This is a genomic window from Halopseudomonas xiamenensis, from assembly GCF_014219065.1.
GTDB lineage: Bacteria > Pseudomonadota > Gammaproteobacteria > Pseudomonadales > Pseudomonadaceae > Halopseudomonas > Halopseudomonas xiamenensis.
Map to the genome: position 1 here is coordinate 25130 of NZ_JACLGO010000026.1, position 22071 is coordinate 47200.

Annotated in this window: 17 protein-coding genes; 9 read left to right on the top strand and 8 right to left on the bottom strand. The window is 62.5% G+C overall.

The features are described 5' to 3' along the window. Window positions 1-8 precede the first annotated feature (8 nt). The 4 genes from H6X51_RS15690 to cysD form a co-directional block, all read right to left on the bottom strand. Window positions 9-1205, bottom strand: a complete 1197-nt coding sequence (locus H6X51_RS15690) for a sulfotransferase family protein (protein WP_235991371.1) — start codon at window positions 1203-1205, stop codon at window positions 9-11. Then, the gene (locus H6X51_RS15695; RefSeq protein WP_185268416.1) at window positions 1202-2311 is read right to left on the bottom strand and encodes a DUF1214 domain-containing protein; all 1110 of its coding nucleotides are present in this window, start codon (window positions 2309-2311) and stop codon (window positions 1202-1204) included. The genes H6X51_RS15690 and H6X51_RS15695 overlap by 4 nt, the downstream gene beginning before the upstream one ends. A gap of 73 nt (window positions 2312-2384) precedes the next feature. Continuing rightward, complete coding sequence (gene cysN / locus H6X51_RS15700; RefSeq protein ID WP_185268417.1) at window positions 2385-4289, bottom strand: sulfate adenylyltransferase subunit CysN; 1905 nt, start codon at window positions 4287-4289, stop codon at window positions 2385-2387. Beyond that, window positions 4289-6331: a sulfate adenylyltransferase subunit CysD gene (gene cysD, locus H6X51_RS20365; RefSeq protein ID WP_328795698.1), complete on the bottom strand. Its 2043-nt coding sequence runs from the start codon at window positions 6329-6331 to the stop codon at window positions 4289-4291. Before cysD ends, cysN begins: the two co-directional genes overlap by 1 nt. Between cysD and cysQ the strand changes: the two genes are divergently transcribed. After that, window positions 6318-7082, top strand: coding sequence for a 3'(2'),5'-bisphosphate nucleotidase CysQ (gene cysQ / locus H6X51_RS15710; protein ID WP_185268419.1), 765 nt, complete (start codon window positions 6318-6320; stop codon window positions 7080-7082). The two genes, cysD and cysQ, sit on opposite strands and share 14 nt — an antisense overlap. 129 nt (window positions 7083-7211) lie before the next feature. Here cysQ and H6X51_RS15715 read toward each other — a convergent pair whose 3' ends face one another. From H6X51_RS15715 to H6X51_RS15725, 3 genes are read right to left on the bottom strand one after another with little or no spacing between them, the layout of a single operon-like run. Further along, entirely contained in the window at window positions 7212-9335 is a 2124-nt protein-coding gene (locus H6X51_RS15715; RefSeq protein ID WP_185268420.1) for an oxidoreductase, read from the bottom strand. Window positions 9336-9383: 48 nt separating this feature from the next. Next, window positions 9384-10223, bottom strand: a complete 840-nt coding sequence (locus H6X51_RS15720) for an alpha/beta fold hydrolase (RefSeq protein ID WP_185268421.1) — start codon at window positions 10221-10223, stop codon at window positions 9384-9386. A gap of 2 nt (window positions 10224-10225) precedes the next feature. Beyond that, window positions 10226-11500 carry a spinster family MFS transporter gene (locus H6X51_RS15725; protein WP_185268450.1) on the bottom strand — a complete coding sequence of 425 codons (1275 nt, stop codon included), beginning with the start codon at window positions 11498-11500 and terminating at the stop codon, window positions 10226-10228. A 271-nt stretch (window positions 11501-11771) separates the two neighbouring features. Here H6X51_RS15725 and H6X51_RS15730 point away from each other — a divergent pair, with 271 nt between their 5' ends. The 8 genes from H6X51_RS15730 (at window position 11772) to H6X51_RS15765 (ending at window position 21143) form a co-directional block, all read left to right on the top strand. Beyond that, window positions 11772-12506 (top strand): SDR family NAD(P)-dependent oxidoreductase, encoded by a 735-nt coding sequence (locus H6X51_RS15730; protein ID WP_185268422.1) that lies wholly within the window; start codon window positions 11772-11774, stop codon window positions 12504-12506. Between the two features lie 12 nt (window positions 12507-12518). Further along, the gene (locus H6X51_RS15735) at window positions 12519-13292 is read left to right on the top strand and encodes an SDR family NAD(P)-dependent oxidoreductase (protein WP_185268423.1); all 774 of its coding nucleotides are present in this window, start codon (window positions 12519-12521) and stop codon (window positions 13290-13292) included. 50 nt (window positions 13293-13342) lie between these two features. After that, window positions 13343-13972 carry a nuclear transport factor 2 family protein gene (locus H6X51_RS15740; RefSeq protein ID WP_185268424.1) on the top strand — a complete coding sequence of 210 codons (630 nt, stop codon included), beginning with the start codon at window positions 13343-13345 and terminating at the stop codon, window positions 13970-13972. A gap of 12 nt (window positions 13973-13984) precedes the next feature. Beyond that, a complete protein-coding gene (locus H6X51_RS15745) occupies window positions 13985-15070 on the top strand; it encodes an alkene reductase (protein ID WP_185268425.1) in 1086 nt (361 codons plus the stop codon). Beyond that, window positions 15067-16923, top strand: coding sequence for a long-chain-acyl-CoA synthetase (locus H6X51_RS15750; RefSeq protein WP_185268426.1), 1857 nt, complete (start codon window positions 15067-15069; stop codon window positions 16921-16923). Before H6X51_RS15745 ends, H6X51_RS15750 begins: the two co-directional genes overlap by 4 nt. Next, window positions 16923-18017 (top strand): MBL fold metallo-hydrolase, encoded by a 1095-nt coding sequence (locus H6X51_RS15755; RefSeq protein WP_185268427.1) that lies wholly within the window; start codon window positions 16923-16925, stop codon window positions 18015-18017. The genes H6X51_RS15750 and H6X51_RS15755 overlap by 1 nt, the downstream gene beginning before the upstream one ends. A 43-nt stretch (window positions 18018-18060) precedes the next feature. Then, the gene (locus H6X51_RS15760) at window positions 18061-19641 is read left to right on the top strand and encodes a DUF1302 domain-containing protein (RefSeq protein WP_185268428.1); all 1581 of its coding nucleotides are present in this window, start codon (window positions 18061-18063) and stop codon (window positions 19639-19641) included. Window positions 19642-19760: 119 nt separating this feature from the next. Next, a complete protein-coding gene (locus H6X51_RS15765) occupies window positions 19761-21143 on the top strand; it encodes a DUF1329 domain-containing protein (RefSeq protein WP_185268429.1) in 1383 nt (460 codons plus the stop codon). Between the two features lie 75 nt (window positions 21144-21218). Here H6X51_RS15765 and H6X51_RS15770 read toward each other — a convergent pair whose 3' ends face one another. Next, complete coding sequence (locus H6X51_RS15770) at window positions 21219-21926, bottom strand: hypothetical protein (protein WP_185268430.1); 708 nt, start codon at window positions 21924-21926, stop codon at window positions 21219-21221. Window positions 21927-22071 lie beyond the last annotated feature (145 nt).

Sequence of the window (22071 nt, forward strand, 5' to 3'; positions counted from 1 at the left end):
ACAACCGGCTAGGCCTCACTGGCCTGCAGGTGGCGTGCCCGGTACTGGGCGTAATCGGTTTCCATCTGCTCCGGTGTCAGGCCGAAACGCTCCAGGCTGTAGTCATGCGTGGCACGTTTCTCCCGGCCATTCTTCGCCAGCCATTGCTCGGCATCGGCGCGCGCCTTGTCGGTGAAGGGCATACTGGCGAAGGTGTATACGCGCTCCAGCACCTGCATCGGCCTGGCCACAGTGTCGGCGAACTGGATGTCCAGGAAACGGTCAAGGGGATGCTGGTCACGCACCTGCATGGTGTGGCGAATCCCCCGGGCCATGCGACGGTTCCACTGGATGCCGGCGGATCTGGGGTCGGGCTGATCGCTGTACATCTGCCACAGGGTGTGTGCCATGCTGGCCATTGAGGGGATGGTCTGCGCCGGTTCGCGATGGGTCAGGATCACCTGCGCCCTGGGAAATACCTCCAGCAGCAGATCGATGGTATGCAGGTGCTGGGGTGCCTTGAGCAGCCAGCGTTGGCCGCCGGTTTCTCCGCGTTGCTGTTTCTGCCACTGCAGGAATTGCAGCATCTTCTTCAGCTGGGTGTAGACGGGGCGCTGGTCCTGCTGGTCGAGCCACTGGGTGTAGCTGGGTACGTCGGCGTAGGCGTCCATCGCACACAGGAACGAATGTTCCATGAGCATGAATTCCTCATCGCAGAGCATGGCATCGAACGGATGGATCGAGAGGATCTGCGGTATGGCCTCGATAGTCTGTTGCACCTCGGCCTTGGCCTGGCTGATACGTTGCTCGGGCGCGGCCAGGGATTCACCCTCCAGCGGCGCCGGGTAGCGGGTTTCCCACCAGGCGGCGGAGTGGAAGCGTGGGTCCACCGCCAGGGTGCGCTGCAGCATGGTAGTACCGGTGCGCGGCAGACCGACGATGACCAGCGGATCATCGATGGCTATCCGGGTGATTTCCGGGAACCTGCGCAGGTAGTCCTCCATCACCAGCCGGTTGAGCAACTGGCCGACCAGCCGCTCGCGCATCAGATAACGTCCGGTATCTGACAGCTTGGCTTCGCGATCCAGCGCATCGGCCAACACCTCCAGGGCCTGTCGATAGTTATCATCGCCGAAGTGACTTAGTCCGTTGGCACGTTGGCTGGCTTCACTGAGCAACTGGTCGATATCCAGCGCCTGGCGTGTGGTTTGCGTGGTCATGTTCATACCGCCTCCTGAAGCTGGTCGATCTTGACTACCCGCGTAGTCGGGTGGCACTGCTGACTGGCGCCGACCCAGCGCAGGCACAGCGTGCCCTGGCGGATACCGGCGGTCTGCAGCCAGTTGGCCATCCCCGGGTCGCGCTCGCTGAGCACCAGGGTGACTCCGCCATCCTGGTCATACGTGGCCTGGTGCTTGTTGAAGCAGATCCGGTGGTAGCGGTAATCCAGCGACTCCATCCAGTAATTGTTGATCTGCAGGTTCCAGAAGTCGCATTCGGGTACCTTCTGCACATGGATCACCAGCGCTTCGTCTTCGGCCAGCGCCCAGTGTGAGTGGTAATAGAAGATGTTCGGGTCGCCACCCACCGACTGACATAGTGCCTGGTCGGCCGGAGGCAACTGATTACTGTGCGCCAGGTAGCTCTGTGTCCAATCGGCGAATAGCCGGGCGGTGTTTTCCACATAGCTGCTGACGCGCTGCAGGGCCTGTTCGAACGTGGCCGGGTCCAATGGACCGGGCTTGGCATCGGCGCCGATACGTTCGATGGACAACTGCGCCGGTACTTCCGTGTCGCGATCGAGGAAGGTCTGGCGCACCAGTACCGAGTTGCTGGCCGGGTCCACCTTCAGCCAGTTGCCCGGTTGCGGGTGACGGCTGATGAGGATCTCGAAGTTGCCGTCCTGATCGGTTTCCAGGGTGCTGGCATCGATGAAGCCGGTCTGGACCATCTTGCCGTCGGTTTCATAGCCGCCTTTCTGGGTGCCGAAGCTGAGGTAGTAGACCGAACCACGGTTGCCCTTGATGCGGTATTCCAGGTTGCCGTCCAGGCGTGCGTATTCATACAGATTGTCGGGATTGTCCGCGCCGATCTTCGCGGTTTCATGGGAGGTCTTGAAAAAACCGGGAAACGCCGGGTCGGCAAACTCGACATGCATTTCCAGGCCGATACGCAGCAGGCGGGTCAGGTAGCGGAAGCCTTCGGCGCGGGTGGCGGCGTCGGCCGGGGTTTCCGGGCGCAGGATCTGCTCGCCGCAGCGCTTGAGGTTGTCGCAGAAGTCCGACCAGGCCTGGCCGCTGACCAGGGCGGGATGAGAGGTATTTGTTGTCATTGTCTGTCTCCGGGGTAGCAGGGCCTGCGAACAGGCCCTCGACTTGCTGTTTTTCCAGCAGGACTGCCTGGTTTCACTCGATGTGACCACGCTCGATCAGGGTGGCGATGATCCTGTCCACGGCCTGTTCGGGCGACATCCGGGTGGTCTCGATATGAATGTCCGGGTTGGCCGGCGCTTCATAGGGAGAATCGATACCGGTGAAGTTCTTCAACTCGCCCCGACGGACCTTCTTGTACAGACCTTTTGGGTCGCGTTCTTCGGCTATCGGTAGAGGGGTGTCGATGAAAATTTCCAGAAACGCCTCATCACCCAGCAACTGGCGCGCCATTTCCCGTTCGGAGCGGAACGGCGAGATGAAGGCGGTGAGGGTGATCAGGCCGGCATCGACGAACAGCTTGCCGACCTCGGCGACGCGGCGGATATTCTCCACCCGATCGGCATCGGTGAAGCCCAGGTCGCGGTTCAGGCCATGGCGCACGTTGTCACCATCCAGCAGATAGGTGGACTGGCCACGGGCATACAGGCGTTTTTCCAGCAGGTTGGCAATGGCCGACTTGCCGGCGCCAGACAGGCCGGTGAACCACAGCAGGACCGGCTTCTGCCCCAGTTGTTCGGCGCGCACCTTCTGGTTCACATCGGTGTGCTGCATATGGATGTTCTGCGAACGGCGCAGCGAGAAGTCAATCAGGCCGGCGCCGACGGTGGCGTTGCTCAGCCGATCGATCAAAATGAAACTGCCGGTTTCGCGGTTGCTCTGATAGGGATCGAAGGCCACCGGCTGACTGCAGGAGAGATTGCACACGCCGATCTCGTTCAGCGCCAGCTCCTTGGCGGCCAGATGCTCCAGAGTATTGACGTTGATCTTGTGCTTGGGTGCGGCGAGGGTCACCGGCACGGTCTTGCCACCGATCTTCATCAGATAGGGGCGTCCGCCGAGCATGGGTTGCTCATGCATCCAGACCAGAGTGACTTGGAACTGATCGGCCACGCTCGGCGGTTCGTTGGCGGTGGCGATCACATCGCCACGGCTGCAGTCCACTTCGTCGCTCAGGGTCAGGGTGACCGACTGGCCGGCCACGGCCTGCTGCAGGTCGCCATCCTGGGTGACGATGCGGGCAATATGGGTTTCCCGGCCGGCGGGCAGAATACGCACGCGGTCGCCCGGTTGCACTACGCCAGCGGCGACGGTGCCGGCAAAGCCGCGGAAGTCCAGGTTCGGGCGGTTGACCCACTGCACCGGCATGCGGAAGGGCAGTTTCTGCTGGTGGGACTCGTCTATCTCGACGGTTTCCAGGTAGCCCATCAACGTGGTGCCCCGGTACCACGGCATATGCTCGGTGCGCTCGGTGATGTTATCGCCCCGCAGTGCCGACATCGGGATGGCGGTGATCTCGGGCAGGTTGATCTTGCCGGCGAATTCACGGTATTCCTCGACGATTTCGTTAAAGACCTTTTCCGAGTAGTCCATCAGATCCATCTTGTTGACCGCCAGCACCACCTTGCGAATGCCGATCAGCGAGGCCAGGAAGGAGTGACGCCGGGATTGAGTCAGCACGCCGCGACGGGCGTCGATCATCACGATGGCAACATCGGCGGTGGAGGCACCGGTGACCATGTTGCGGGTGTACTGCTCGTGGCCGGGTGTGTCGGCGACGATGAACTTGCGACGGTCGGTAGAGAAGAAGCGATAGGCCACATCGATGGTGATGCCCTGTTCGCGCTCGGCCGCCAGGCCATCCACCAGCAGAGCGAAGTCCAGTTCGCCGCCCTGGGTGCCGACCCTTTTCGAGTCGGCTTCCAGTACGTCCAGCTGATCCTCGAAGAGCATCTTGGCTTCATACAGCAGGCGCCCGATCAGCGTGCTCTTGCCGTCGTCGACGCTGCCACAGGTAATGAACCGCAACAGGCTCTTGTGTTCATGGGATTTGAGATATGCCTCGATATCGTCGGCAATCAGGTCGGATACGTGAGCCATCAGAAATACCCCTCTTGTTTTTTCTTCTCCATCGATGCTGCGGCGTCATGGTCGATCATTCGGCCTTGTCGTTCCGAGGTGCGGGTCAGCAGCATTTCCTGAATGATCTTCGGCAGGGTGTCGGCATCGGACTCGACCGCGCCGGTCAGCGGATAGCAACCCAGGGTGCGGAAGCGCACGTTGCGCAGCATCGGGACCTCGCCCGGGTTCAGCGGCATACGTTCGTCGTCCACCATGATCAGCATGCCGTCGCGCTCGACTACCGGGCGCGGGGCGGCGAAATACAGGGGAACGATGGGAATGTTTTCCAGATGGATGTACTGCCAGATATCCAGCTCGGTCCAGTTGGACAAGGGGAACACACGGATCGACTCGCCCTTGTTCTTGCGGGTGTTGTACAGATGCCACAGCTCCGGTCGCTGGTTCTTCGGGTCCCAGCGATGCTGGTCGGAACGGAAGGAGAAGATACGTTCCTTGGCGCGTGATTTTTCCTCGTCACGACGTGCGCCGCCGAAGGCTGCATCGAAGCCGTATTGATCCAGCGCTTGCTTGAGACCCTCGGTCTTCATGATGTCGGTATGGATCTGCGAGCCGTGCTTGAACGGGCTGATCCCCATTGCCAGCCCGTCGGGATTGACGTGGCTGATCAGCTCCAGGCCCAGTTTCGCCACCATCTGGTCGCGGAAGCGATACATGTCCTGGAATTTCCAGGTGGTATCGACATGCAGCAGGGGGAACGGCGGCTTGGCTGGATAGAAGGCCTTCATTGCCAGGTGCAGCATTACCGCGCTGTCCTTGCCAATGGAGTACAGCATGACCGGGTTGTCGGCCTCGGCCACTACTTCGCGCATGGCCTGGATGCTTTCGGCTTCCAGTCTCTGCAGGTGCGTCAACGTCATAGCTTTTTCCTTCGACTTTTGTTGTTGTCGACGCTCAGCGTATCGGGGCTGATTCGCCGAGTTATGCGCGAGTTGAAGTTTTAATATGCGTTGCAGCATGAACAGCATCGGGTTGCCGGGCGGGCTGGCGGGGAGCCCTGCAGCGCCTGCGTTGCCCACATCTGTAGCGCGTTGGCTGTGGTGACGGATATCCTCGGCCAACTGCTGGGCGCCGTTCAGCATGTCGGTGGCTTGGGGCAGGTGAAACAGCTGCAGTTGCTCGGTGCGCTTGCTGGCCCAGGCGCTGAAGGTGGCTGCACGCTGCCATTGCATGCCCGGCAGCAGAGCGAAGAGCTTGCGCCCGGTACTGCGCTGCAGGCGGTCGAAGAAGTTCTCCAGATGTGGCGCACGCAAGCCACCATCGTAGGGTAGCCAGAGCACCTTGCCGCGGTTGCTCATGGCCCTGAGTACGCCATGCCGCAGTTTCTTGCCGGGGCTCGGCGCACCGAAGTCGTCGACCCAGAAAATCTCACCACCTTCCTCCCGGGCCTGGGAGGCGATCTGTTGATAGGTGCTCTGGTGCCACCGCTGGACGCTGAGGGGAGCGTTGGCGATGCGCCGGGCCGGGCGCTCGGCATTCAGCCGCCAGCGTTGCAGGTAGTGTGTCGCGGTGCGGTCGGGAATGCTGATCCGGTACTGCTTACGGACCAGCGCCTGCATGGCTTCGAGCTGCCAGAGCAGGTATGGCAACTGGTGGGCTTCCGGCGCGGTGGCGACCAGCGTCTGGTACATCTCCAGCTCCTGCTCGGCGCTCAAGGTACGTCCTTCCCCCATCTTGCGGCCACGCTCGCGGATGGGGACGGCCTGCCAGCCACCGTTCTGCCAGGCCTTATGCGCGGCAATGATGGTCGGCGAGGACAGCCCTGTGGCGGCACTGATGGTCTTCAGGGTATTGCCCGCCAGGCGCAGCTTCACGGCCTGGATGCGCAGGGTATTGAGCTGCCCGATGGGCAGGCGGTTACCACGTGCCATGACCGCTCCTTTAAATATCCAATTGCTGATTGGGGGGATAGTTGGTCCCTGTACTCTTGCGGGTACGGAAAAAAGACGCATAGTCCGTTTGGACCAATCTGAAAAAAAGAGGAAAGCTATGAACGAAGCCATGTCAGCGCTGCTTGAGCAGGTGATCGATATCACCCGTGTCGCCGGTGAACAGGTGCTGCAGATCTATCACTCCGATTTCGAAGTGCGAGGCAAGGATGATGCTTCACCGGTGACCGAGGCCGACGAGCGTGCCGAGGCTCTGATCCTGCGGGCCCTGGCGCAGTGCGCGCCCGCTGATCCGGTGATTTCCGAAGAGGCTGCCGCTGCGGGTCATGTACCCGAGGTGGGTCAGCGCTTCTGGCTGGTGGATCCGCTCGATGGCACCAGGGAGTTCGTCAGTCGCAATGGTGAATTCACGGTCAATATCGCTCTGATCGAAGCTGGCGAACCTGTGCTGGGCGTGGTACTGGCTCCTGCGTTGGGCCGCCTGTTCGCCGGGGCCAGGGGCTGTGGCGCTTTTGTCGAGGAGGCCGGTATACGCAAGCCCATCGAATGCCGCGAACCCTCATCCGAGGGGCTGGAAGTGGTGGCCAGCCGCTCCCATGGGGATGCCCAGGCGCTGGATGCCTTTCTGGCCGGGCGCAAGGTCCGCTCGCTGAAAAGCGCCGGCTCATCATTGAAGATCTGCCTGGTGGCCGCTGGGGAGGCGGATCTGTATCCGCGTCTGGGTCGTACCATGGAATGGGATATCGCCGCTGGTCACGCAGTGCTGCTGGCGGCTGGTGGCCAGATATTGACGCTGCAGAACGAGCCGCTGCGATACGGCAAACCGGGCCTGGACAACCCGTATTTCTATGCCCGGGGTAGATGAGACGGTACGATCAGAGACAGCTCCCCTGGAAGAGCCGGGTTTCATCCCGGCCTGCGAAGTTTCCGCCAGCATCGCGGGTCGAGGTGGAACTCGACCCTCCATGGAGCGCCCCCGCTCAGGGGGATGGCTTTAGAGTGCCAGTGCCAGGTCGGTAGCTGAGCGCAGCGCGCCTTCGATATAGCCCAGATTGTGACTGTCGCCGAGGCGATGGATGGGCAGACCGCTGCTGGCCAGCTCATCGGCCAGGCTGGGGTCTGGGCCGGCTCCCACCGCCAGTACCACGGAATCGGCTGCCACATGCAGGCTGTCGCTGTCCTGGGTGCGGTAATGCACGGCACGCCCATCGATGCGGTCGATCTGCACCTCGGTCAGCAGGGCGACATCGTGCTGCCGCAGATTATCCAGTACTCGCCAGCGGCGTACGATCGACAGTTCCCGACCCAGGTTGGCGTCCGGCTCCAGCACCGTTACCCGGCGACCACGTTCGACCAGGAACTCGGCCAGTTCCAAACCCACCAGCCCACCGCCAATGATCACCACCTGCTTGCCCAATGGCATCCACAGCTTCGACAGTTGCTTGATGGCATCGGTGCTGTTGGTCGCCCCGGTCAGACTGCCGGCTTTCATCATGGTCCGCTGTGCCAGTGATAGCTTGGCTTTGGCAATCTCCTCGGCGCGGTCGCCAGTCATCAGCCGGCGCAGTTCATCGCCACTCCACACATGCTTGAGGTCGGCGCCGGGAATGTCCGGTGCGGCGCGGCGCGCGCCGTTGGCCACCAGTACCTGATCAGCGCCCAGCTCCCGCAGCAGCTCGGGAGTGGCTGCGGTGTCCAGGTGTACATCGATGGGTAGCTGGTTGACCTGGTGCACCAGGTTATCCAGCAGCGCACCGTTCTCCGGGTAGGCCAAGGCGGCGAAGAACAGTGTGCCGCCGAGTCGGTTGCTGCGTTCGAGCAGGGTTACCCGGTGCCCACGCAGGCTGGCCAGCCGCGCCGCTTCAAGCCCCGCCGGACCGCCACCGACCACCACGATATGCTGCGGCTGGGCCGCTGGCAGGATGACTTTCTGCGCTTCATGGCCGGTGAAGGGATTCACCGCGCACTTGACCCGCTGGTTGACGAAGATCTGGCTGACGCAGACATAGCAGTAGATACACGGGCGGATGGCCGCTGCATCACCCTTGATCAGCTTGTTCGGCAGTTCCGGATCGGCCAGCAGCTTGCGGCCCATGGCGATGAAATCGCATTTGCCCTCGGCCAGGGCACGGTCGGCGGTGGCCGGATCGAGCCGGCCGACGGCGATTACCGGTATCCCAACCTCCTTCCTGACCTCGGCGGCCCAGTCAAGAAAGCCCGCCGGCTTCTGCACCAGCGGTGCTTCGGTGAAGGCCACCCCGGTGGTGGTCGCCGCATACGCCGATACCGATACCGCATCCACGCCGGCGGCTTCGGCCAGCCGGGCGAAGGCCTGGCACTCCTCCAGGGTGATGCCGCCGTCCAGGCGCAGCTCCTGGGCATCCAGGCGTAACCAGACGCCGAAGTCATCACCAGTGCGTTGACGTACCTCGCGTATCACCTCGAGCATCAGCCGAGCACGGTTTTCCAGGCTGCCACCGTACTCGTCGTCGCGCTTGTTGTAATAGGCAGAGAGGAAGCCGGCGATGATATAGGTATGCGCGGCATGGATCTCCACCCCATCGAAGCCGGCACGCCTGGCGCGGTCAGCGGCGTCGCCAAACCAGCTCACCAATTGGGCGATATCGGCCTTGTCCAGCACTCGCACCTGCGGCTTGTTCTTCGGCCTGCCGGAGCTGATGAAGGCGCCCAGCTCCTCGCGGGTCAGCGAGTCCATCATGTCGGTCTTGAACGGTGGTGGCAGGGATGGCACCCATAGCTCACGGCCTTCGGCCAGGTCACGCACGGCGGTCTTGCCGGCATGCTGCAACTGGATGGCGATCTTCGCCCCGTGCCGGTGAACCCGTTGTACCAGCTGGCTGAGGCCGGGCAGGAAGCGATCGTCCGACAGGCCGACCTGGTAGGGCTCGGCGGTGCCAGCGGGGAAGGCGATGGCCCCCACGCCCATGATCAGCAGGCCGGCACCACCGGCGGCGCGCGCTTCGTAATAGGCCTGGATGCGTTCGCCGCAGCTGCCATCCGATTCGGCGAAGTTGGAGCCCATGGGGGCCATGATGATACGGTTGCGCAGCTGCAGCTTGCCGATCCGGCCAGGCTGCAGCAGGTGGGAATTATTCATGGGGATAGACCTCGAAGGCCGGGCAATCCTGTTGCCCGGCCATGATTGTCATTCGTCGTTGAGGAAGGTGATGCATTCGCGGTTGAATAGCGCCTGGTGCTCTACCTGCACCCAGTGGCCACAGCGATTGAGCATAATGAAGCGCACATGCGGGCTGTGTTCGAGGATCTTCAGGGCGCCGGCCGGGGGGTTGAACAGGTCATCGGTGCCCCAGAAACCGAGAATCGGCACGCGGATCTCGCCCAGGCGTTCGGTCATGTTCGGCACCAGCATGGTGGAGAACAGGTTGGCTGGCTGGGTGACTGCCACCGCGGCACGCTCCTTCAGCAGGTTCTCGTCCAGCTGGCTGGCGTCGAACAGCTGCAGGCTCATGACCTGGCGCATTTCCTCGACGCCCATCGGCCCCTGGCCGAATACCTCGACCATGCGCACGATGCCGGGCATCTGGAAGTAGGTCTCGCGTTCCTCCACGCCGCCGGGGGCCATCAGGATCAGCTTTTCCACCCGTTCGGGGTAGGCCAGTGCCGCGCCCAGGGCAATGGCGCCGCCCAGCGAGTTGCCGAGCAGGGTGCAGCGGTCGATGCCGGCCTTGTCGAGGAAGTCGCCCAGGCAGCTGACGAAGAATTGCAGGTCGTATTTCACGTCATCCGGTTTGTCGGAGCGACCGAAACCCGGCAGGTCGAGGACGATATTGCGGTAACCGGCCTTGTCGAATACCGGGTAGTTGCCTTTGAAATTACTGAAGCCACTGGCACCGGGCCCGCTGCCATGCAGCCAGACCACCACCGGACCGCTGCCGATATCCAGATAGTGCAGGGTCAGTCCGTTGTCCAGGGTGACGTGACAGCCGGTGGGCAGTGGCAGGTCGGCGTTGGGGGTCTTGCTCATGTTCAGGCTCCTTCAAGCACAGGGGATGCGGTGGGCAGGTCCGGACCGGACACCTGCCGACGATAGCGGGGGATTGCCAGAGCCAGGCTCAGGCAGGGAAGCACCAGAATGACCATGGTGCTGGCCATCGCATAGCGCAGGGCCTCGGCGCCGATGGCCAGTTCAAAAAAATCACTGAGTACGCCAACCACCAGCGGGCCGAGGCCGACACCGAGCAGGGTCACGCCCATCAGGAATATGGCGGTGCCCTGGGCCATCTTCGAGGCCGGGAACAGGTGAGTCATGGCGCCGAAGCAGGGGACCGACCACCAGACACCGAAAAATGCGAAACCCAGGTACAGCAGGAAAGGCATGGGTACGCTCATCTCGCCCAGGCTGAACACCGCGCCGGCGGGCCACAGGAAAAACAGCAGGCCGAAAGGGATACTCATTGCTGTACCGAACAGCGCTGTGCCCAGTTGCCAGCCGCTGTCACGTCGCACCAGGCGGTCGGTGGCCCAGCCACAGACCAGGGTGCCGATCACTGACATCAGTCCGCCGCCGACGCCCAGCAACATGCCGGCTTCGGTCAAGCTCAGACCATGGGAGCGGATCAGGAAACTCGGCGTCCAGGTGCCTACGGCGTAGGCCGCGATGGCGGCGAGGCTGCCGGCGGCGACGATCAGTGCATAGGAGGGGGTTCTGGCCAGTGACAGGAAGGTTTTCACAAAACTTTCCTGGGACTCCTGCGCCGATGCCAGCTGGTGGCGCGGCGCACGCACGGTCAGAGCCAGCAACAGACCCAGCAGCACGCCCGGCGCACCGATCAGGATGAACGCCCAGCGCCAGCCGTACATATCGGCGATCCAGCCGCCCATGCCCAGGCCAAAGACCGCACCGAGCGCCGGGCCCATGAGGAAGACCGCCAACGCCCGGGAGCGGTGGCTGGGAGGATACAGGTCGGCCACCATGGCCACCGAGGGTGCCGATCCGCCGGCTTCACCGATCGCCACGCCGATGCGAAACAGCAACAGCATGGCGAAGCTGGTGGCGACCCCGCAGAGCATGGTCATGGCGCTCCAGGCGATACATGCCAGGGCGATCACCGGCTTGCGTCCGATACGGTCGGAAAGACGCCCCAGCGGCAGGCCGAATACGGTATAGAACAGCGCGAAAGCCACCCCGGAGAGCAGTCCGATCATGGTGTCGGATACGCCGAACTCCAGCTTGATGGGTTCGATCAGGATCGAGACCAGCAGGCGGTCTATGTAGTTGAAAATGTAGATCAGCGCCAGCATCAGCAGGGCGTAGTGGGTATGCCAGGTGATTTTGCGCTGGGTAGGGCAAGGGATGGCTGACGAGTTCACGGCATGCTCCGGATTTTATTCTTGGTTGTCCGATCATCCACCGCGCCGGCAAGCCTCAACATCGTCCGTTCAGACCAGTGTTGGCAGGCGGTCCGGGTGTCCGGATTGGTTAGTCTCAACGGACGATGTTGGTCGCTGTTCGCGAATGAATCATAGCTGCAACCGTCAATGGGTCGACTGCGATCGGCCAACAGGAGCAGCGATGAAACTCGATAACAAGATTGCCTTTGTGACTGGTGCCGCTCAAGGCATGGGTGCCGCCATTGTCCGCGAATTCGTGGCCCGGGGGGCGCTGGTTTATGCCGCCGATATCAATGCCGAGGCCATCGAGGCCAGTGTTGCCGAGCTGGGTGACCGGGCCCGGGCGGTGGTGTGCAACGTCATGGACGAAGCCTCGGTGCAGGCTGCCATGCAGCGTATCAGTGACGAGGCCGGGCGCCTCGACGTACTGGTCAACAATGCCGGTACCGGCTCGGTTGACAGCTTCCTGGACACCCCGGTGGAAAACTGGGATCGCGTAGTTGGCGTCAACCTCAAGGGCACCTTCCTGTGCGCCCGTGAAGCGGCTCGCCTGATGGTCTCCAAGGAGACTGCCGGCACCATCATCAATTTTTCCAGCACCGGTGCGGTTACCGGTGAAGGCCCCAGCCATTACGTGGCCTCCAAGGCCGGCGTCATGGGGCTGACCCGCGCCCTGGCCCGCGAGCTGGCACCGCAGAAGATTCGCGTCAACACCATTGTCCCCGGTCCCACCGACACGCCGATGATGGCTGGCATTCCCGATGAGTGGATGCAGGCGATGATCGCCGCGATTCCCCTGGGTCGACTCTGCCAGCCCGACGAAGTGGCCCGCGTGGCGGCCTTCCTGGCCAGTGACGATGCCAGCTTCATTACCGGCCAGAACATCACCGTCAACGGCGGTTCGGCATTCCTCTGAGGGAGAGACATCATGACAGCACGCATGCACAACAAGATCGCCTTCGTTACCGGTGGTGGCTCCGGAATCGGCGCCGCAACGGCCATCAAGATGGCCGCCGAGGGCGCCACCGTGATCATCTGCGGGCGCAGCGAAGAGCCTTTGCAGAAGGTGGTCGAACAGATCCGTGCCGCTGGGGGCCAGGCCGACTACCGGGTAGCCGATGTCAGTGACGAGCAGGCCTTCGTCGGCGCCATCAAGTCCGTCGCCACCACTTATGGTCGCCTGGACATCATGGTCAACAACGCCATGGCCTATACCTGGGGCGGCGTTGACAGCATGAGCACCGAGGACTGGCACGCCAACTTCTCCACCACCGTGGACGGCACCTTCTGGGGCACCCGTACCGCGATGCAGCTGATGAAGGAGCAGGGCGGCGGGGCCATCGTCAATATCGCCTCGATTTGCGGCCTGTTCGGCACCGCCTGGATGTCCGGTTACTCCGCGGCTAAGGCGGCGGTAATCAACTTCAGCCGGGCGGTAGCCTCCGAAGGTGCGCCCTACAAGGTGCGCTGCAACGTGGTGATACCGGGTGTGGTAGCCACCCCGGCTACCGCCGGCATGCTCGGTGACGACAAGACGCGCAACAACACCGAGAAGCTCATCCCCATGGGCCGGGTCGGCGAGGCCGGGGAGCTGGCCAATGCGGTGTTCTTCCTCGCCTCCGACGAAGCCTCCTACATCACCGGCGCCAGCCTGAACGTCGATGGTGGTCGCAGCTCGGATCTGTACACCGTACTGGAATGACCCGCGGGCCTGCGGGCCCGCCTCAGCAGCCAACCTGATAAGGCAATACCATGGATCAGAACACCCTTGCGCAGCGCCTGGATCGCCTGGAGTCGATCGAGGCTATCCGTCAACTGGCGGGCAAATACTCCCTGTCACTGGACATGCGTGACCTGGATGCCCACGTCAATCTGTTCGCCCCGGATATCCGTGTAGGCGGTGGCAAGGTCGGTCGCGAACATCTGAAGAGCTGGGTGGACGATACCCTGCGTCACCAGTTCACCGGTACCTCCCATCACCTGGGCCAGCACATCATCGAGTTCGTCGACGAGGACCATGCCATCGGCGTGGTGTATTCGAAGAACGAGCATGAAACCGGCGCCGAGTGGGTGATCATGCAGATGCTCTACTGGGACGATTACGAGCGCATCGATGGCCAGTGGTTGTTCCGCCGCCGGCTGCCCTGCTACTGGTACGCCACCGACCTGAACAAGCCGCCGATCGGCGACATGAAGATGCGCTGGCCGGGGCGTGAACCCTACAACGGCACCTTCCATGCGCTGTTTCCCTCCTGGCAGCAGTTCTGGGCCGGCGCGCCTGATCATGAGGCGTTGCCGCAGGTAGCTGAGCCGGCACCGGTCGAACATTTCCTGCGGCGCATGCGGGCTGATACCCCCGCGCCGAAGATCCGTGTTCGCTGAGGGGGAGGGCATATGAATCCATTGCTGCAAGCCGCCCGCTTCGGTGAGCTGACGCTGACCAACCGCATCGTCATGGCACCGATGACCCGCAGCCGGGCTGATGACGCCGCTGTGCCGACCCCGGTGATGGTCGATTATTACGCCCAGCGCGCCTCGGCCGGGCTGATCGTCGCCGAGGGCACCTCGCCATCGGCCGACGGCCTGGGCTATTGCCGCACGCCAGCGATCTACAACCAACAGCAGATCGATGCCTGGCGCCAGGTCACCGAGGCAGTACATGCCGCCGGTGGCCAGATAGTGCTGCAGCTGATGCACTGCGGCCGCGTGGCCACCCGGCACAACAAGCCCGGCGGCAGTCGCACGGTGGCGCCATCGGCAGTACGTGCCGAGGTGCAATTGTTCACCGACGTGGTGGGCATGGCCGATACCGAGCAGCCCGAGGCCCTGAGCCGCGAGGAGATCCGCCAGATCATCGGCGAGTATCGCCAGGCCGCGTTGAACGCCCGTGAGGCCGGTTTCGATGGGGTCGAGCTGCATTGCACCAGCGGCTACCTGCCCATGCAGTTCATGTCGCAGAACGCCAACCAGCGTACCGATGAATATGGTGGCCGCGCCGACAACCGGGTGCGCTTTGCCCTGGAAGTGCTGCAGGCCATGGCCGAGGCCATCGGTCCGGGGCGGGTCGGTGTGCGCTTCTGCCCCGGCAACAAGTTCAACGATATCGCTGACAGTGATCCGGCAGCCACCTTCGATGCGCTGCTGCGCGGGCTGCAAGGGTTGAACCTGGCGTATCTGCACATCATGCGTGCGCATACCCGCAAGGTGGATGCGTTCGCCCAGGCCCGTGCCCAGTTCAGCGGGCCACTGATCGTCAATGATGGTTTCGAACCCGACAGCGCCGAACAGATGGTCGCCGACGGGCTGGCCGACGCGGTTTCCTTTGGCCGCCACTTCATTGCCAACCCGGACCTGGTGGTGCGCATCGATGGGCAACTGCCGCTGGCCGAGTTCGACCGTCACACCCTGTATTCCCCTGGGCCCGCCGGATACAGCGATTACCCCACGGCAGACGCACGCTCTCTGGAGGAGTTGTCATGAGCACATCCCTGGCACAACAAGAACAAGCCACCATCGATAGCCTGCCCAGCCGGGAGCAGACCCAGGCCAAGCTGGACCTGCGCTCGGTGGCAGCCAGCCGTATCAAGCCACTGCAGAACTATACCCTGGCCGATCGCCTGGAAACCCAGGCGGACCGCTTTGGCGAGCGGGATTTCCTGGTCTACGGTGGGCAGCGCTTCAGCTACCGCGAGGTGGACGAGCGCGCCAACCAGTACGCCAATACCTTCCTGGCCCGGGGCATCCAGCCTGGCGACGTCTGCGCCATGGCCATGGAGAACCGTCCGGACTTCTTCTTCTGCTGGTTTGGCCTGACCAAGATCGGTGCCGTCACCGCTTTTCTCAACTATCACCTGACCGGCCGTGCCCTGGTGCACGCGCTGCAGTCCACTGCTGCCCGGGCGGTGGTGATTGGCGAGGAGTGCCTGGGCGGTTTTCTCGATACCGAACAGACCGCCGATTACCCGCGCTGGCTGGTCAGTGATGCGGAAAAGCCGGTGCAGCGCGATACGCTGCCGGCCAGCCTGGACCAGCAGTTCACCGACCAGGTCCATGCCGCCTCGCGTGAACGCCCCGATGCCGCGCTGCGTGCCGGCATCAAGGCCGAGGATGACATGCTGTACATCTTCACCTCGGGTACCACCGGTTTGCCCAAGGCGGCGAAATACAGCCATATGCGCTGGATGACCTCGGGCGATGTCATGGAGGTGACCCTGGAGGTCTCTCCCGAGGACGTCTTCTATTGCTGCCTGCCGCTGTACCACGGTGCCGCGGCTACCTCGGTGACCTCTACCGCGCTGGCTGCCGGTGCATCGATCGTGTTCCGTCGCAAGTTCAGCGCCAGCCAGTTCTGGCAGGATATCCGCCAGCACCGGGTGAGCATCTTCCAGTACATCGGCGAGATCTGCCGCTACCTGCTGAACAAGCCGGCCCAGCCCGACGACCGCGAGCATGGTCTGCGCTGCATGCTCGGCGCCGGACTGAGCAAGGATGTGTGGAGCCGCTGGGTCGAACGTTTCGGCGAGCTGGACGTGTTCGAGGGCTGGGGCGCCACCGAGGCCAATGCCGCGGTGCTCAACGTCGACAACCGTGTCGGTTCCTGCGGCCGGGTGCCGTTCTGGGACAAGACCAATCTGCGCCTGCTCAGGTACGACACCGCCACCCAGACCCACCTGCGTGATGCCGAGGGTCGCTACATCCACTGCCAGCCGGGTGAAGTCGGTGAGGCGGTGGGCATGATCATCAACCTGCCGGACATCGGTGCCGGGCGTTTCGAGGGCTATACCTCGGCCGAGGCCACCGAAAGCAAGATACTGCGCAACGTGTTCAGCGACGGTGATGCCTGGTGGGCCTCCGGTGACCTGCTGCGTTACGACGAGGACGGCTACTGCTACTTCATCGACCGGATCGGCGACACCTTCCGCTGGAAGAGCGAGAACGTCTCGACCCTGGAAGTCGCCGATGCCCTGGGCGACTTCCCCGGCCTGGAACTGATCAACATCTATGGCGTACGGGTGCCACAGCATGAAGGCCGTGCCGGCATGGCCGCGGTCTTGATGCAGCCGGGCCGCAGCTTCGATCCACGGGCCTTCTTCGAGTTCGCCGTGGACCGCCTGCCGCACTATGCCGTGCCGGTGTTCGTACGGGTATCGGCCATGGCGGATATGACCAGCACCTTCAAGCTGCGCAAGATCGACCTGCAGCGCCAGGGCTACAACCCCGAGCTGTTCGACGATCCGCTGTTCATCAAGGACGACCAGGCCGGCAGCTATGTACCGTTCACTGCCGAGGCGCTGGCCCGGGCTGGCCTGCCTGCATTCGCCGGAGAGGCCTGATGAGCGGCCTGGGCCTGCACGAGCGCGAGGTCAGGGACAGCCTGAGCTTTCCCTGGGCCGAACCACCGCAACCGGGCCACACGCTGGAAGTGGCCCCGGGAGTATTGTGGCTGCGCATGCCGCTGCCATTCGGCCTGGATCACATCAACCTCTACCTGCTGCGCCATGAGCACGGCTGGGTAGTGGTGGACACCGGCCTGAACACGCCACAGAGCCGTGAAGTGTGGGAAAGGGTATTTGGCGAGGTATTCGCCGGCGCGCCGGTGCTGGCGGTGATCGTCACCCATTGCCATTACGACCACAGCGGCCTGCTCGGTTGGCTGGTGGATCGCTTCCAGTGTCCGGCCTACATGAGCTTTGGTGAATACCAGGCGCTGTTCGTTGCTCTGCCCAAGGGCGATGAGCCGAACTGGGCGTTTTCCCAGTTCTTCCAACGTTGCGGGCTGCAGCAGGAGCAGGTGGAAGCCTTCCGCCCGATGCTCAGCCAGATGGCCTATGACATCGACGCGCCTACCAGTTTTCGTCGGTTGCGGGAGAACGACCGACTGAGGATCGGCCAGCGCTGCTGGCGGGTAGTCATCGGTTCGGGGCACTCCCCCGAGCATGTATGCCTGTACAGCGAAGATGACCAGTTGCTGATCGCCGGTGACCAGATCCTGCCGCGCATTACCTCCAGTGTCTGCATCACCGTCACCGAGCCGGAAGCCAATCCACTGGGCGATTGGCTGGCCTCGTTGCGGCGCTTTCGCAACCTGTCCGACGGGGTGCTGGTATTACCAGCCCATGAGCGGCCATTCCATGGCCTGCATCACCGCATCGGGCAGTTGCAGCAGCACCACGATGCCCATCTGGAGGCGCTGGTCTCGGCGCTGGAAGGTGGGGCCCAGACCGTTGCCGAGCTATGCCCGATTCTGTTCCCGCGGATTCGCGGGAGTTTCGACTTGTTGATGGCCATGGGCGAGACCCTGGCCCACATCAATTTCCTCAGGGACGAGGGAGTACTGACCCGCACCCTGGATGGCGAAGCCTGGCGCTTCAGTCTGTCCAGCAGTGGGGGGCGGACGTTTGTAGCAGCTGAAGACATACATGTTTAACAAAACAACAGGCAAGTTGTTTCACCTGAATCCAGGAGTAGTTATGAAAAACAATAACAAGAAGATCATGCAGCGGAGCTCGACAGGGTTTGCGGTCGCCTCACTGGCCATCGCCATCGCCGCATTCTCTTCCCATGACGTACAGGCCGGCGAAACCTTCCGTTTCGACAATGGAGCAACCCTCGACTGGTCGGTGACCACCAGCTACGGCATCGGTATTCGCATGAAGAATGCCGACTCCAAGCTGCTGGATGGCCAGGCCAACGGTGATGATGGCAACCGCAACTTCGATCGTCATTCTCTGACTACCCACCGGGCTACCGCCCTGGGTGAGTTGATCCTGCGCAAGGACAACTGGGGTGCGGTATTGCGTGGCAGTACCTTCTACGATGACGTCTATCACAGCAAGAACGACAACGACTCGCCCGGTACGGTCAACAAGGACGGCGAGCACGACCGTTTCACCAGCGACGCGAAGAAATACTCCGGTGGCCGCAGCCGCTTCCTGGATGCCTATGTATTCGGTGATTTCGATCTGCCCAACCGCCAGCGCCTGGGTCTCAAGGCCGGTCGGCACATGGTGGCCTGGGGTGAGGGGTTGTTCTATCCCGGGGTGAACGGGGTGCAGGGGCCGGTCAACGTGGTCAACTCCGGCCAGCCGGGGATCGAGGTCAAGGACATCATGTTGCCGGTTGGCCAGGTATCGGCCAGCTGGGAAGTCAACCCGGACTTCGGCCTGTCCGCCTACGTGCAGTACGAGTGGAAGGGCAACGAGCTGAATCCGGTGGGTTCCTTCCTGTCGACTTCGGATGTGACCGGGCCGGGGCGGGAGTTCATGATTCTGGGGCCGGGTTTCAATGCGGCCTATGCTGGCACCAACGAGCCGCGTGATAGCGGACAATACGGGATCCGCGCCATGTACCGGCCGGCCCTGTCCACCGAGCTGGGCTTTTTCCATGTGCGTTACCATGATCGCAACCCGGCTGGGGTGACCATTGCACCGGACTTCCAGAGCTATGAGATCGATTATTTCGAGGATATCAAGCTCACTGGTATGAGCTTCTCCACCAGCATGGGTGATACCCAGGTGGGTGGCGAATGGTCCTACCGCACCGGTGCCCCGGTCATGCTGGCCAACAACGCTGGCACCACTACCGGCTCCGGCCAGCAGATGCAGCTGAGCTTCATTCGCGCATTTGGCGACATGCCCTGGGCCAGTTCCACCACTGTGATGGGTGAAGTGGTACATGTGCGTGCCGATGATGTGGACAAGATCGGCAACAACGATGACTACACCTACAAGACCGCCACCGGATGGCAGACCAAGACTGCCACAGCCTATACCCTGCAGGCGGTGTTGTCCTACCCCGGCATCTTCTCCGGCTGGGACCTGAACGTGCCGGTGAACTGGTCGCATGTGGTGGAGGGCAACACACCGCTCAAGGGCACCATTTCGGCGGGCCAGGGTGACAAGCGCATGTCACTGGGGGCGACCTTCAAGTACCTGGGCAACCTGGAGCTGAATACCACCTACACGGCCTATCTGTCTTCGGCTGATCCGGCTCGCAACCGCGTGCTGTCTGACCGCGACTACCTGACGTTCTCGGCCAAGTATTCCTTCTGAAAATGAATAGCCAAGCGACTTTCGATGCCCGTCAGCGTTTTAGTCTGATCAGACGATGAGCCTGCAGCTGACGACGCAATAATGGATTGAAAGTCGCGTATACCCTGTGGAGAAGAATAATGAGCAAACATGGTGTAGTAGTTTCCCTGGCCGCCGCCATCAGCATGACTGTCGCGGGTTGGGCCAATGCCGCAGTTTCCCCCGAAGAGGCCGAGCGACTGGGCCAGGACCTCACCTGCGTAGGCGCCGAGCGGGCAGGTAACGCCGATGGCAGCATCCCCGAGTTCAAGGGGTTGTACGTGGGCAAGGTTCCGGGCTGGGATGCCGCGCCGCACAGTGGTGCGCACCCGATCGACCCCTTTGCCGCGGACCAGCCGATCCTGGTGATCACCGCTGCCAACATGGCCGAGCATGCCGACAAGCTGACCGACGGTCAGCAGGCGATGCTCAAGCGCTATCCCGATACCTACAAGATCAACGTGTATGAGGGGCGTCGTGAGTTCGCCTACCCGGAGGTGGTCTGCGAACGCGCCAAGTGGAACGCGCTGAATGCCGAGGTGGTGGATGACGGCTTCGGTTACACGGGGCTGGGCTATGTACCCTTCCCGATTCCCAAGAGCGCGATGGAAGTGCTGTGGAACCATCAGCTGCCGTTCCGTGCCTGGACCCAGGACGAGATTCGCGATATCGCTTCGGTAACTGCCAGTGGCAGTATCGGCTGGGGTCGTTCCCATGGTCGCTGCCTGGCTCCGCCCATGGATCCGGATCCGAACCTGCGTCCGCATACCGATGACGGCGTTTCGGCCTACTGTACCACCGAGGTTCTGCTGCCACTGCGTGAGCGGGGCAACACCTCGCTCAACCACGAGCCCTATAACTACCGTACCGCAGCGCGTACTGCATGGTCCTACAACACCGGGACACGCCGGGTGCGCCTGGCTCCCGGCTATGGCTACGACCAGCCGCTGGGTGGCAGTAACGGTCTGATGACCATCGATGAGGACCGCCTGTTCAACGGTGCGCCGGATCGCTACGACTGGACGCTGGTAGGCAAGCAGGAGGTCATCATCCCGGCCAACGCCTACAAGGTGCATGGCAAGGATGTCAGCTACAAGGACCTGTTGACCGCCAATCATCCCAACCCGGAGTACCTGCGCTATGAACTGCGGCGGGTGTGGGTGATCGAGGCCAACGTCAAGCCGGGCAGCCGCCATCTGTATGGCAAGCGCCGCCTGTTCATCGATGAGGACAACTGGCATGCGGTGATGGCGGATAACTACGATAGCCGTGGCGACCTGTGGAAACATGCCATCATCAACTACTACTACCATCCGGATACCAGCGCCTGGCAGGCGGGTACGTCGTTCTTCCACGACCTCAACAGCGGTGGCTATATCGGCTACACCCTGGCCAATGAGCGTGAGCGGGCGGCAATCCTGAACAAGGGCGAGATGGACCCGAGCCAGTTCACTCCGGACCGGCTGCGGGCCATGGGTCGCTGATCGGATCCTTCCCCGGCAATGAAAAAAGGCCGATCCCGCAAGGGGTCGGCCTTTTGCCGTTGATACTGTCGGGTACTACCTGTCGTCGAGCAGATCCGACAGCTGATTGCTGAAGACCCGTGCATTCTGGGTTACTACCAGGGGCGAGAAGGGATTGCCCGACTGGGTGCGGGTCCAGCCTTCGCGGATATCCGACAGCGCATGATGGAGCATGCTCCAGCGGGCGGCCAGGCTGGCGTCCTGGCTGCGTGGCAGCAGCGTGGCGAGTTGCCGGTCCAGTTGTTGGAGCAGGTCGCTGATATCGGTGCGGTAGTAGTGGCTGCCCGGTTCGGCCGCTGAGGGAATACCGACGTAGCTGGCGAAGGCGTAGCGCAGGGTCAGGTATTCGGTCATCAGCACGCTGAGCCAGGGCGTGTCGGCATCCGGTTGGTGCAGCGTCTCGATCATGTTCATCAATTCGCTGTAGAGCAGGTCCATGTCTTCGCTGCTGGGTACTTGTCCGGCCTCAAGACCGGCGAGGATACGGGTGATGGCTGCGGTGTAGCGGGTGGTGGCGAATGACTGGTCGCTACTGCCGGCCGGAGGGATATGCAGCAGGTCGAGGCTGCCTTGCAACTCCTTGCGTTGCCTGGAATACATGCCTTCGCCTTGCAGTTGCAGCGTCAGTGTCAGCGCGCGCATGGCTTCGCGCTGCAACACTACATTGTCCGGTAGTGCCGCCTGGCCCGGCAGTGCGAACAGGCATCCAGCCAATGTCAGGGAACGGGTTATTTTTCTTATCATGATGGCATCCTTGTGGTTTTCCGAAGAGCGGACCGTTGCCAGTGCAGGCTGCTGGCCGCCTGGGCAAGAGTGCGGCGAGATGGTCGGCTTGTCCTAGTTGGTTCGGACTAGCGCAGGTCGTCGGCAAGCTGGTTGTGCCGGCCGT

Bases quoted from the DNA above. Each gene is read 5' to 3' on its own strand.
- H6X51_RS15695 (WP_185268416.1), bottom strand. From the start codon at position 2,311: ATGACAACAAATACCTCTCATCCCGCCCTGGTCAGCGGCCAGGCCTGG.
- H6X51_RS15690 (WP_235991371.1), bottom strand. From the start codon at position 1,205: ATGAACATGACCACGCAAACCACACGCCAGGCGCTGGATATCGACCAG.
- cysD (WP_328795698.1), bottom strand. From the start codon at position 6,331: ATGGCTTCGTTCATAGCTTTCCTCTTTTTTTCAGATTGGTCCAAACGG.
- H6X51_RS15750 (WP_185268426.1), top strand. From the start codon at position 15,067: ATGAGCACATCCCTGGCACAACAAGAACAAGCCACCATCGATAGCCTG.
- H6X51_RS15725 (WP_185268450.1), bottom strand. From the start codon at position 11,500: ATGCTGGCGCTGATCTACATTTTCAACTACATAGACCGCCTGCTGGTC.
- cysN (WP_185268417.1), bottom strand. From the start codon at position 4,289: ATGGCTCACGTATCCGACCTGATTGCCGACGATATCGAGGCATATCTC.
- H6X51_RS15770 (WP_185268430.1), bottom strand. From the start codon at position 21,926: ATGATAAGAAAAATAACCCGTTCCCTGACATTGGCTGGATGCCTGTTC.
- cysQ (WP_185268419.1), top strand. From the start codon at position 6,318: ATGAACGAAGCCATGTCAGCGCTGCTTGAGCAGGTGATCGATATCACC.
- H6X51_RS15735 (WP_185268423.1), top strand. From the start codon at position 12,519: ATGACAGCACGCATGCACAACAAGATCGCCTTCGTTACCGGTGGTGGC.
- H6X51_RS15760 (WP_185268428.1), top strand. From the start codon at position 18,061: ATGAAAAACAATAACAAGAAGATCATGCAGCGGAGCTCGACAGGGTTT.
- H6X51_RS15745 (WP_185268425.1), top strand. From the start codon at position 13,985: ATGAATCCATTGCTGCAAGCCGCCCGCTTCGGTGAGCTGACGCTGACC.
- H6X51_RS15720 (WP_185268421.1), bottom strand. From the start codon at position 10,223: ATGAGCAAGACCCCCAACGCCGACCTGCCACTGCCCACCGGCTGTCAC.
- H6X51_RS15740 (WP_185268424.1), top strand. From the start codon at position 13,343: ATGGATCAGAACACCCTTGCGCAGCGCCTGGATCGCCTGGAGTCGATC.
- H6X51_RS15730 (WP_185268422.1), top strand. From the start codon at position 11,772: ATGAAACTCGATAACAAGATTGCCTTTGTGACTGGTGCCGCTCAAGGC.
- H6X51_RS15715 (WP_185268420.1), bottom strand. From the start codon at position 9,335: ATGAATAATTCCCACCTGCTGCAGCCTGGCCGGATCGGCAAGCTGCAG.
- H6X51_RS15755 (WP_185268427.1), top strand. From the start codon at position 16,923: ATGAGCGGCCTGGGCCTGCACGAGCGCGAGGTCAGGGACAGCCTGAGC.
- H6X51_RS15765 (WP_185268429.1), top strand. From the start codon at position 19,761: ATGAGCAAACATGGTGTAGTAGTTTCCCTGGCCGCCGCCATCAGCATG.